Origin of the sequence: Campylobacter concisus (assembly GCF_003048875.2) — a bacterium.
Lineage (GTDB): Bacteria > Campylobacterota > Campylobacteria > Campylobacterales > Campylobacteraceae > Campylobacter_A > Campylobacter_A concisus_AU.
This window is the reverse complement of sequence record NZ_CP049264.1, coordinates 659092-670219: the sequence shown is the minus strand read 5'-3', so window position 1 is coordinate 670219 and position 11128 is coordinate 659092. Positions and strand designations below refer to the sequence as shown.

Sequence of the window (11128 nt, the reverse complement as noted above, 5' to 3'; positions counted from 1 at the left end):
GACTAATTCCTCGTATCAAGGATACTTTTCTTAGTAGCCTCTTTGTTTTTTGGCTCGAGCGAAACGAAGTGAATTTCTACTCTATTGTTTTTAGCTCTGCCCTCGTCTGTGCTGTTGCTAGCGATCGGATCGAAAGAGGCTCTGCCAGAAGTGATAAGCCTCTCTTGTAGCACGCCATCGCTAACTAGCTCTTCAAGCACGCTTAGCGCCCTTGCGGTAGAGAGCTGCCAGTTGTTTTTGTATATAGAGTCTTTGCTTGGATTTGTATTATCAGTGTATCCGATGATATCTGTTTTTACCTCATTTGGCATTTTGGCTATGATCATGCCTATTCGCTTTAAAAAGAGCTTCGCATCCTCGCCAGAAATTTCAGCGCTATCTTTGTCAAAGAGCATCGCAGCTGGAAGCCTAACTATAAAGCCATCCTCGCTCTCCTCCATCGTGATCTCAGGTGCCCCGCTAGCCGTTAGTAGCTCATTTATCTTTTTAACAGTCGCACTCATCTCGTTTTGAGCGCCTTTTTGAGCTTTTGGCTTTGGAGTGCGCCTGCTTTCAGGATCTGTCTCTTTTTCTACCTGACTATCTGGTCTTGCGCCACCCTCTAGCACGCTTAGCGCACCAGCTAGTGAGCCAACAGCAGCCTCCATCTTTTTAGCATCCATCGTAGCCATAGAAAGAAGCAAAACGAAGAAGCAAAGTAGGAGCGACATAAGGTCACCAAAGGCAGCCAGCCACTCAGGCATACACTTTGGGCACTCTTCTGGTTTTATTAATTTACCCATTATTCAAACTGACTTTTTCTATCTTTTGGAGGTAAAAATGCTAAAAGCTTAGCTTCAAGCGTTCTTGGGTTATCCCCTGCTTGTATCGCCATGATACCCTCTAAAATGACTTGCTTCTCAAGTGCCTCATCAGCATCGCGGATCGAGAGGATATTTGCAACAGGTGAGCCAATGATGTTACCTATCATCGCACCATAAAGTGTCGTAAGCAAGGCAACCGCCATAGATGGACCGATCGCACTAGGGTCTGACATATTAAGAAGCATCGCAACAAGACCAATGAGCGTACCGATCATACCCATCGCACCCGCAAAACCACCGACTTGCTCGAAAATTTTGATGTTGTTTGCATGCCTTGTGCTAGTCTGATCGATATCGATCTCTAAAAGCGCTCTGATCGCGTCTGGCTCATTGCCATCGACCGCCATCGAAAGGCCTTTTTTTAAAAACTGATTTGATTCGTTATTTACTTCGCTCTCAAGTGCTAAGATGCCATCTCGCCTAGCTTTGGTTGAATAATCAACTACTTTTTTTATAGTCTCAGGTAAATTTACAACGACTGATGGCTTAACAGCGACACCATAAAATTTACCAACACCTTTAAGCGTCTCCATCTTGAAGCCAACCATCATAACGCCGATAGTACCACCAAAAACGATCATCACAGAAGGGATATCGATGTATGGTCCTATACCAACGCCTATCGCCATTGATCCAAACAAAAGCACCAGGGTCAAAACCCAGCCGACGACGGTTCCTAAATCCATTTAAACTCGCTTTATTTATAAATTCTTAAGAATTGCTATTTTATTAGCTTTTTGTTGAAACAATCGTTAAATTAAAAAAAATGTTTGCCATTTTTTGCTACAATCTGCGAAATTTTTAACGTTAAAAGGCTTAAAAATGAACAATAATACTTCAATCATAATTCTAGCTGCTGGTCTTGGCACCAGGATGAAATCAAAACGCCCAAAAGTCCTATTTGAGCTATGCGGCGAGCCGATGATCATTCACATCTTAAAGCAAGCTTATGCGATCACAAATGACGTTAGCGTCGTGCTTCACTACGAAAAAGAGTTAATTAGTAAAAAGATAAAAGAAATTTTCCCTCAAACTAAAATTTTCGAGCAAGATCTAGCAAATTTCCCAGGCACAGCTGGCGCGATAAAGGGCGTAAGCTTAAGCGGCGAAAAGGTGCTAGTAACTTGCGGCGATATGCCACTTGTTAGATCAACTGACCTTATGCGTCTAGCAAATGCCGAAGCAGACGTGGTTATGAGCTCATTTGAAGCAGCAAATCCTTTTGGCTACGGCAGAGTTATCATAAAAAACGGCAAAGTTGAAGCCATCGTCGAGCAAAAAGATGCGAGCGAAGCGCAACTTGCCATAAAAAGCGTAAATGCCGGCTGCTACTGCTTTAAACGCGAGGCATTAGAGCAAATTTTACCGCTCATAAGCAACCAAAACGCACAAAAAGAGTACTACCTAACTGACGCCATAAAAATAGCAAATGAAAAGGGTTTAAAGTGCGTTGCAGTAAATGTTAATGAGCAAAATTTCATGGGCATAAATGATAAATTTCAGCTAAGCATTGCAGAAAAAATAATGCAAGATGAGATCAAGCAAAATTTAATGAAAGCTGGCGTTTTGATGCGCATGCCTGAGAGCATTTTCATAGACAGCAGGGCTAAATTTGAAGGCGAGTGCGTGCTAGAAGAAAACGTAAGCATCCTTGGCGAGTGCGTCATCACGGAGAGCATCATCAAAAGCTCGTCGGTGATAGAAAGCAGCGTCATCAAAAACTCAGACATCGGCCCACTAGCCCATATAAGGCCAAATTCTGAAATTTCTGACACGCATATAGGAAATTTTGTCGAGGTTAAAAAAGGCGTTCTTAGTGGCGTAAAAGCAGGACATCTAAGCTATCTTGGCGACTGCGAGATAGAAAGTGGTACAAATATCGGTTGTGGCACGATCACATGCAACTATGATGGCAAGGCTAAATACAAAACCAAAATTGGCAAAAACGTCTTTGTTGGCTCAGATACGCAGCTAGTTGCCCCTGTAAATATCGCTGATAACGTCATCATCGCAGCTGGCAGCACCATCACAAAAGACGTTGAGAGCGGCGCCCTAGCTATCAGCAGAGGTCGTCAAGAAAACAAAAGCGGCTTTTTTGAGAAATTCTTTGGCAAAGACGATGTTAAAAAATAAGAAAATTTTACTTGCTGTTTGCGGTAGTATCGCCTTTTATAAAGCTTACGAAATTTTATCACTACTTAAAAAGCAAGGCGCTGATGTTTATGTGGCATTGAGTGAGGGAGTGCTTGAATTTTGCAGTGTAAGCGGCTTTGAAGCGCTAAGCGAGCATAAAATTTTAAGCTCACAAACGCAAAACTGGCAAGATGGTGTAAATCACATAGCCTACTCCAAAATGGATCTAGTCTTAATAGCGCCAGCCTCAGTAAATACGATAAATAAGCTAACAGCTGGCATCTGTGACAATGTCTTCATGCAAACGCTAATCGCCGCCTCACACGTGCCTTTGGTCGTTGCCCCAGCTGCAAATAACAATATGATCGAGCATTTTGCGACGCAAAATTCGCTTGAAATTTTAAAGAAAAACGGCGCTTTAGTGGTTGAGCCAGTGCTTAAAACTCTAGCTTGTGGTGACGTTGGCAAGGGTGCTTTAGCAAACCCTGAGGTGATAGTAGAGGCTGCCATAAAAAGGCTTAGCAAGCCACTTTTTGCAGGCAAAAAAGTGGTGATCACAGGCGGCGCGACAACCGAAAAGATAGATGATGTAAGAGCCATTACAAATTTCTCAAGCGGCAAGATGGCAAGAGCCTTGGCTAGAGCCTTTTACTGCGCAGGTGCGGAGGTAAAACTGCTTGCTAGCTTTGAAACTAGTAGCGAACCATTTGAGTGTCTTAAATTTAGCTCAAGTAGCGAGCTTTTAGAGCTTTGCAAGAGCGAGTGCGAGGAGGCAAATTTACTTGTAATGTGCGCTGCGGTGAGCGATTTTGTACCGACAAAGATAGATGGCAAGATAAAAAAAGAGGACGTTAAAGAGAGCTTAAATTTAAGCCTAAAGAGAAATGTCGATATTTTGCAAAGCTTAAAAGAGTTTAAATGTAAAAAGATCGGCTTTAAGCTTGAAATTTCAAGCGAGAGCGCTCTAAAAAGCGCTAGATCGATGTTAGAAAAAAAAGCGCTTGACGCAGTTTGTCTAAATATCTTGGGCGAAAAAAATGGCTTTGCAAGTGAGCAAAACGAGGTAAATTTCATTACAAGTGGCGGTGAAACCCTGCTGCCGCTTGCCTCAAAAGATGAGATCGCAGGGCGCATCGTGGAGCTAGCAGCAAATTTATGATAGAGCAGATCTCACGCGTCCAAAAGATAGCAAAAAACAGCCAAGCTCCGCTAGTAGCGATAAATTCGTCCTTGCCGCTTAGCATTTTGGTGAGCCAAAAGGTCGGCTTTAACAGATATATCTTAAATTTCGCAAATAGAAATTTAAACACAAAAAGCGTAAAAGAGCTAAACGTGGGCTCTAGATACTGGGGCGAGGTGCATAGTCAGGGCGAAAACATCGTCATAAAAAATTTATACGAAAAACCAAAAATTTTAGATGAGGACGTTTTGGCTGACGGGCTAAATTTGATAGAAAATTTGGTAAAAAATGAGAATTTATCGTGGCTTTACAACTATTTATTTAAAAACTTAAGCGAAGTTAAAACAAAAGATGAGATGAGAGTGCTAGCAAAAATGCTCTTTGCTCTACAAGAAAACGTCGTGCATATACCATTTGTGTATAGCGGCACAAACGGCATTTTTCAGCTTAAAAAAGAGGCAAATGAGATGAGAATTTTTCTTGTTTTTTCAAATTTTGCGCCGCTTATTTTTAAATTTAAAGATGAAATTTTGTGTGAGATCACAACTCCATTTAGCAACGTCGCGAGCTTGCTAAAAAGCGAATTCAGCGCCGCAGTTTTGGTGCAAAACGTAAGCGCTCTTTGGAGCAAAAAAGAGCAGATAATTGACTTTAAAGGCTAGATATTGAACAAACTTAACCACCTCGCTATCATCATGGACGGCAATGGACGCTGGGCGAAAAAGCGTGGATTTTTGCGGACAAATGGGCACGAGGCTGGAGCAAATGTGGTGAGCGATATGTGCGAATTTTGCATCGATAATGGGGTGAAAATTTTAAGCCTTTACGCATTTAGCACCGAAAACTGGAAAAGACCGCAAAAAGAGGTTGATTTTTTGATGAATTTGCTTAAAAAATTTCTTCTTTTAAAGCGTGATGATTTTATAAAAAATGGGATCAAATTTAACACGATCGGCGATATCTCGCCATTTAGTGACGAGCTAAAAAATGAGATAGAGATCACCAAAAACGCGACAAGGGAAAATACAAATTTACTTTTAAATTTAGCTATAAACTACGGCTCAAAAGATGAGATCATAAGAGCTGTGCGAAAACTAAATTTAAAAGGCTGCGAGATAGATGAAGCGAGCCTAAATGCGGCACTTGATGAGAGTGAGCCAGTGGATCTTCTCATTAGAACTGGGGGCGAAAGCAGGCTTTCAAATTTCATGCTCTGGCAGGCAAGCTATGCGGAGCTATTTTTCACGCCGACACTTTGGCCTGACTTTGGCAAGGATGAGCTTGCAAGCATCGTTGCTAAATTTAAAGATATAGAGCGAAGATTTGGCGGGGTTTAGTTAGATAATGGATATTTTGGTCATCTTTTTTGCCGTTTTTGCTTTTGTTTTTGGCATCTGCGTGGGGTCATTTTCAAATGTGCTGATATACCGCTTGCCACGAAATGAAAGTATAAATTTCCCAGCCTCACACTGTCCAAAATGCTCTCACAAGCTAAATTTTTATCACAATATCCCACTTTTTTCATGGCTATTTTTAGGCGGCAAATGCGCCTTTTGCAAGCAAAAGATAAGCCTTGTCTATCCGCTAGTTGAGTTAGCTTCTGGATTGCTTTTCCTGATCTGTTTTTTTAAAGAGTGCGGCGAAATTTTAAGCGTAGAAACTCTGCTTTATGCGCTATTTTTAGGGCTTTGCTTTATCATGCTACTAGCCCTTAGCGTCATAGACATAAGGTATAAAGCCGTGCCAGATGCGCTTCTTTTTACAGCGCTATTTTTTGCATTTGCCTATGCCCTGCTACTTTTTATCTTTAAAGGAAATTTTGCTCAAATTTTAAATTTAATCCTCTTTGGATTTATCTTTTGGGTGCTGAGATTTGTCGTGAGCTATGCGATGAAGCGCGAAGCCATGGGCAGTGCCGACATATTTATCGCAGCGATCATTGGAGCCATTTTGCCAGCCAAGCTAGCCCTTGTGGCGATCTATCTGGCGGCACTTCTTACGCTCCCAGTCTATGCGCTCGTTCGCAAAAAGGGCTACGAGCTAGCCTTTGTGCCATTTTTAAGCCTAGGACTGCTTATAACCTACGCTTTTGATGGGCAAATTTTAGAAATTTTAAGGTTCATTTATGAGTAGAGTAAATAAATATCTTTTGTTTAACTTTTTAGGCACGTTCGCATCGCTATTTAGTACGCTTTTTTTGATCATGTCGATCGCCTTTTTCATCCAGATCGCGCGTATCACCTCATACATCGAGATCAGCTTTGGCGAGCTCTTTAAACTCTACTCATTTATGCTCCCACGCGTGCTGCTCTTTGTCGTGCCTATCGCGTTTTTCGTCTCACTTGCGATGACGCTCTTTAGGCTCTCAAAAGAGAATGAAAGCATCGTTATATTCACACTTGGTGGCTCGCCAAATAAGATCGCAAGATTTTTCTTAGCTTTTTCAGCCCTTTTAAGCGCTGCCTTGCTGATAGTTGCTATCGTCATGATACCAATAGCCGCCCAGCTAAATGCAAATTTCATCGACTATAAAAAGACGGTTGCTAAGCTAAATTTAAAGCCAACCCAGTTTGGACAAAAATTCTCCGACTGGATGGTCTATGTGGGCAGCGAAAGTGAAGACAAAAATGGCACGACCTACAAAGATATCGTGATGTTTAACCCCTTTGTCAAAGACTCACAGCGCCTAATAACCGCCAAAAACGCAAAGATCATAAACATGGGTCAAAGCGTAGAGCTATCTTTAAACGAGGGCAAAATGTATGATATCAGAGATGAAATTTATCATCAAAGCAACTTCAAATCAATGAAGATAAGAACCGCACAAAGCGAGGAGATAAGCGACGTTGGAAGCATCAAAGAGTACTGGATGGATGCAGCTAGCAGCGATAAACGCCGAAAAGACCTTAGCACCTACGTCCTAGTGGCCCTCTTCCCGCTTGCTAGCACGCTCTTTGCGATCAGCCTTGGCATCGTCACGTATAGATATGAAAAGGGCATGGTCTATGTGGGCACTTTTGGCGTTTTATTTGGATATTTTACGCTCATAATGCTCTTTTCATCAAAGCCAGCGCTTGCGATACCACTCATATTTTTCGTATTTTTACTAGCTGGCGTCTTGCTTTATAGAGCCAAGATCACACGAAGATACTGATGAAAATTCAGCTAATCTACAGCTACGATGGCTCGAAATTTCAAGGCTCGCAGACCCAGCCGCATGAAAACGGCGTAGAAGATGAGCTTGCGCGTGCCCTAGCTCACGTTGGCATTTTTGAAAGAGTGATCTCTAGCTCGCGCACCGATAAAAGCGTGCATGCAAACAACCAAAGCTCAAGCGTCGTTTGCGGCGATCACTTTAAAGATTTAAATCGCCTACAAGATCTTATAAACCACCACGCACACCCGAGCATTCACATAAAACGTATAAATTTGGTAGATGATAGCTTTCAAGCGAGATATGACGCGGTCGCAAGGTCGTATAGATATGTGATAGATCACGGTAAATTTGATGTTTTTAGCTCAAACTACAAGGTATTTTTGCCCAAATTTGATATCAAAAAAGCAAATAAAATTTTGCGAAATTTTATAGGCGAGCATGATTTTAGCGCATATATGAAAACCGGAAGCGACACAAAAAGCCCAGTGCGAGAAATTTACAAAGCGTTTTGCTACGCATACAAAGAGCAAACTATCATTGTTTTTAAAGCAAATGGTTTTTTACGTGGCCAGGTGCGGCTAATGGTTGCAAATTTATTAAAGGCGCTAAAGCAAAAAGACGGCAGCGAGCTCATCAAAGCTTCGCTAAATGGACGTCCTGCCATAACTCGCATACCAGCACCTGCTGAAGGGCTATATCTAAATAGAGTTTTTTATAAATTTAACTAAGCTCAAAAGTGGTCTGAAAATAAAATTTGGGGAGAAAAGGATGGTGCGCCCGAGAGAATTCGAATCTCTGACCTTTTGAACCGCAATCAAATGCTCTATCCAGCTGAGCTACGAGCGCACATGAAAAATTAAGTTGTGATATTAACCAAACTTTCCTTAAAAAGAGATTGTATTCATTTTAAATTTATAACCTTTTTAGTAAAATCCTTTGAGCAAAAGGAGCAAAAATGAACGATTTTTTCGATAGTCTAAAAGAGATCAAAAAAGAGCTTGCAAAAGAGCAAGGCGTGGCTAAAAAGCCCCAAAAAGAGGCCATTTCTCATACAAAAGAGGAGGCGATCTTACACAAAGAACAAAAGCTAAGAGATGAGTTTTTGGCATATACAAAAGATAGCAATATCAGGAAAATTTAACTTTGGAACGCTAGTTGCTTTAAATAGGGATATTTTGAATGGAGAAACCCATGAATATAACCCAAACTTTAGAATCTTTAAGCATTTTAACCGATAGTGACGCTCTTTTTTGCGAGCTTCGCGCACTGATAAGTAAAAATTTCACAAAAACACTAGCAAACAAAGACAAGATCATCTCTTTTTATGAAGAGAGCGAGATCCCACAGCGAAAATGCTTTTTAAAATTTATAAAAAAACTCTATGAAAAACAGGGCAATGAGCTTGACGTGACCTTTGCAAAATACAAAACCATAAAACTATCTTTAGTGCAAAGAAACGCTCTGACAAACATCTACAACATCGACATCGACTTTCTTAACGACGAGATGATCTTTACGCTAAATAACACTCCAAGAGCTTTTGCTAGCTACATTTTGCAAAATTTTAAAGGCAATGAGTCTAAATTTGACGAGAAAAATCATAAATTTAGCCTAAAGATAAAAAAAGATAGCGACTTTGACTTGATAGAAGAGATCATTTCAAGACGCGAACATCTAAAATTTATAGTAAATTTTAACTACAATGAAGTCAAATTTAAAGAGTTCAAAAGAAACTACAAGGTTCAAAACTCAGCCAAATTTAAAAGTCGTTTCAGCGCTTTGGCAAATTTACTAGAAGAAAATTTTGAAATTTTAGGCTGCTCAAATAGCGACAGCTTCGAAACTGTAAGAGATAGCTACCTAGCCCTTGCTAAAATTTACCACCCAGATAGGCACTCAAGCAAGAGCGAAAGCATCAAAAACGAATACAACGCTAAATTTAAAAAAATCCAAGCAGCCTACGAGGGGCTAAAACCATTCTTTAAAAATCAAGAGAATTTTATAAAGGTGGGATAAATGTTTTAAAAATTAAACTTTGAAAAGATCAACATTAAAAGACTAAAATTAACTAACTAAAAAATATATAAGAACTGCCAAAAAAAGTCAGCCACAGTGCAAATTAGGATACTTAGTTTGACTTTAAGTATGTAATTTGATAAATTTAATGAAACCTTTTAATTTGCAATGCAAATTTATTGCGCCAACATAACATAATTGGTATTATTAGCATAAAATTTCAAAGGATACAATATGAAAAGAATATTCTTATTAATGACTTTTGTAGTACTTAGTACTTTGTTCGCTTCTGATAAAGCAATAGAACTAGACACAAAAGCAAAAGAATTACAAGAAAAAATTACAAATTTACCTGAACTAAAACGTCTATCTTCGGAAAAGCAAAAAGAATTTTTAGATACTTTTTTGGCAACTGAACGTATAAAATATGCTGCAACATATATAGAAACTGATGGAAAAAACCAAAAAACATTAGACAGACTCTACTTACAAAAATGGAATGATAGAGCATCCTACCTTTTAAATCTTGCCATGTCTAGCAATGATTATCTCAAGACTTTAAAAGACTACAAGAACTTAAGAGTTTGCAAAGATGTTTCTTGTGGGCATACAAATGAACTTTTTATCATACAAAATAAACTTGGATATATCGAGAACAATAGACCAAGAGAGACTAAAAAGGCTAAGGAAATAGCACTTTTTGGAAACGAGGCATACAAACAATATATTATCGCTAAAGACGATTTTTGGAAAAGCCTACACACTGTGCTGATTAAATCAGAAAAGATGGACAAGCATCCAATCGTAAGCATCCTTGAAAAGATAAGACAATACGATGATGAATTTGCTGGACTTGATAATATCTTTGTACAGCATAACCTAAAAAAACTTTATTCTGCAAAGTACTATATGAATCTGCTCGTCAACACAAAAGCATTTGATGAAAGCTACCAAGAAATAGAACTTTGTGAAATCAAACCAGAGTTCTTAAGTGATGAACTTCGTGCAAAATGTATAAAAAAACAATAAAGTAAAATAAACTCAAAAAATTATTAGAAGTTAAGAATAAATTATTTAAATAATAGTAAAGCAATATCAGCAATATAAAAAATCAAATTTATAGGAATAAACAAAATTGATTTTTTATAAAGTTTTGAAAATTAGTATACTAAAATATAATAGCAAGAGACATATGTTTAAATAGCCAAAAGGTTGTTTTACAAAATAAACTAATAATATATTATTTAAAGTTTAACAAACTAGATAAAAATATAATTTTAATCTGATTATTAGAAATATGTCTGAATAATCAAGGCTTACAATAGCACAAGACCTTCTAAAAAATAAATTTGCACTAATAGTAATTTTATATAAATGGTATATAAATCTTCAACTGAAACTTTATATCTTGCTACTACAAGTAGATGTAAATATGCCAAAATATATCTAAATTTTAGAGATTTTTATTTTAACTTAAAATAATGCGATTAAGGTAACCCAACAACATAAAAACAAATATAAAAAATTTACTACATTTAATCAATAAAACCTAATTAAAAAAAGAAAATTTAATATTTTATACTTAGACAAGAAATAACACTAATAAAAACCAGGATTAATAATATGAAATTAAAGCAGATAAAACAAAGCCCGCAACGACCTACTTTTCCAACATCCCAGTAAGGGAGAGTATCATCAGCCAGGACGAGCTTAGCTTCTTGGTTCGAGATGGAGCAAGGCGTTTCCTCGTCTGTATAGTCACGGGCAGTGTTAAATAAA

General features: G+C 38.6%; 12 protein-coding genes, 1 tRNA gene and 1 rRNA gene. 10 read left to right on the top strand and 4 right to left on the bottom strand.

The features are described 5' to 3' along the window. Positions 1-2: 2 nt before the first annotated feature. Together CVT07_RS03410 and CVT07_RS03405 are read right to left on the bottom strand one after the other, a co-directional pair. A complete protein-coding gene (locus tag CVT07_RS03410) occupies positions 3-782 on the bottom strand; it encodes a flagellar motor protein MotB (protein ID WP_107936989.1) in 780 nt (259 codons plus the stop codon). Further along, positions 782-1549 carry a motility protein A gene (locus tag CVT07_RS03405; protein ID WP_004318159.1) on the bottom strand — a complete coding sequence of 256 codons (768 nt, stop codon included), beginning with the start codon at positions 1547-1549 and terminating at the stop codon, positions 782-784. Before CVT07_RS03405 ends, CVT07_RS03410 begins: the two co-directional genes overlap by 1 nt. Positions 1550-1685: 136 nt before the next feature. Here CVT07_RS03405 and glmU point away from each other — a divergent pair, with 136 nt between their 5' ends. From glmU to truA, 7 genes are read left to right on the top strand one after another with little or no spacing between them, the layout of a single operon-like run. Continuing rightward, complete coding sequence (gene glmU, locus CVT07_RS03400; RefSeq protein WP_103558166.1) at positions 1686-2996, top strand: bifunctional UDP-N-acetylglucosamine diphosphorylase/glucosamine-1-phosphate N-acetyltransferase GlmU; 1311 nt, start codon at positions 1686-1688, stop codon at positions 2994-2996. Beyond that, complete coding sequence (gene coaBC, locus CVT07_RS03395) at positions 2983-4155, top strand: bifunctional phosphopantothenoylcysteine decarboxylase/phosphopantothenate--cysteine ligase CoaBC (RefSeq protein WP_107936987.1); 1173 nt, start codon at positions 2983-2985, stop codon at positions 4153-4155. Before glmU ends, coaBC begins: the two co-directional genes overlap by 14 nt. Beyond that, on the top strand, positions 4152-4838 hold the full coding sequence (locus CVT07_RS03390; RefSeq protein WP_107936985.1) for a hypothetical protein: 687 nt from the start codon (positions 4152-4154) through the stop codon (positions 4836-4838). The genes coaBC and CVT07_RS03390 overlap by 4 nt, the downstream gene beginning before the upstream one ends. Before the next feature lie 3 nt (positions 4839-4841). Then, complete coding sequence (uppS, locus tag CVT07_RS03385; protein ID WP_107936983.1) at positions 4842-5513, top strand: polyprenyl diphosphate synthase; 672 nt, start codon at positions 4842-4844, stop codon at positions 5511-5513. Between the two features lie 7 nt (positions 5514-5520). Further along, complete coding sequence (locus CVT07_RS03380; RefSeq protein ID WP_107936981.1) at positions 5521-6309, top strand: prepilin peptidase; 789 nt, start codon at positions 5521-5523, stop codon at positions 6307-6309. Beyond that, positions 6302-7330 (top strand): LptF/LptG family permease, encoded by a 1029-nt coding sequence (locus CVT07_RS03375; protein WP_107936980.1) that lies wholly within the window; start codon positions 6302-6304, stop codon positions 7328-7330. The genes CVT07_RS03380 and CVT07_RS03375 overlap by 8 nt, the downstream gene beginning before the upstream one ends. Beyond that, positions 7330-8061 (top strand): tRNA pseudouridine(38-40) synthase TruA, encoded by a 732-nt coding sequence (truA, locus tag CVT07_RS03370; RefSeq protein ID WP_107936978.1) that lies wholly within the window; start codon positions 7330-7332, stop codon positions 8059-8061. The genes CVT07_RS03375 and truA overlap by 1 nt, the downstream gene beginning before the upstream one ends. A 41-nt stretch (positions 8062-8102) precedes the next feature. On the opposite strand, the gene CVT07_RS03365 is transcribed toward truA, so the two are convergent. Then, positions 8103-8179: transfer RNA gene (locus CVT07_RS03365), tRNA-Arg, on the bottom strand. A gap of 109 nt (positions 8180-8288) precedes the next feature. Here CVT07_RS03365 and CVT07_RS03360 point away from each other — a divergent pair. From CVT07_RS03360 to CVT07_RS03350, 3 genes are all read left to right on the top strand, one after another. Beyond that, a complete protein-coding gene (locus CVT07_RS03360; RefSeq protein WP_103639540.1) occupies positions 8289-8474 on the top strand; it encodes a hypothetical protein in 186 nt (61 codons plus the stop codon). Between the two features lie 50 nt (positions 8475-8524). Then, complete coding sequence (locus CVT07_RS03355) at positions 8525-9349, top strand: adenylosuccinate lyase (RefSeq protein ID WP_107936976.1); 825 nt, start codon at positions 8525-8527, stop codon at positions 9347-9349. Between the two features lie 234 nt (positions 9350-9583). Next, entirely contained in the window at positions 9584-10378 is a 795-nt protein-coding gene (locus tag CVT07_RS03350) for a hypothetical protein (RefSeq protein ID WP_107936974.1), read from the top strand. Between the two features lie 618 nt (positions 10379-10996). Here the strand turns inward: CVT07_RS03350 and rrf are convergent. Continuing rightward, positions 10997-11115: ribosomal RNA gene (gene rrf, locus CVT07_RS03345) — 5S ribosomal RNA — on the bottom strand. Between the last annotated feature and the right edge of the window lie 13 nt (positions 11116-11128).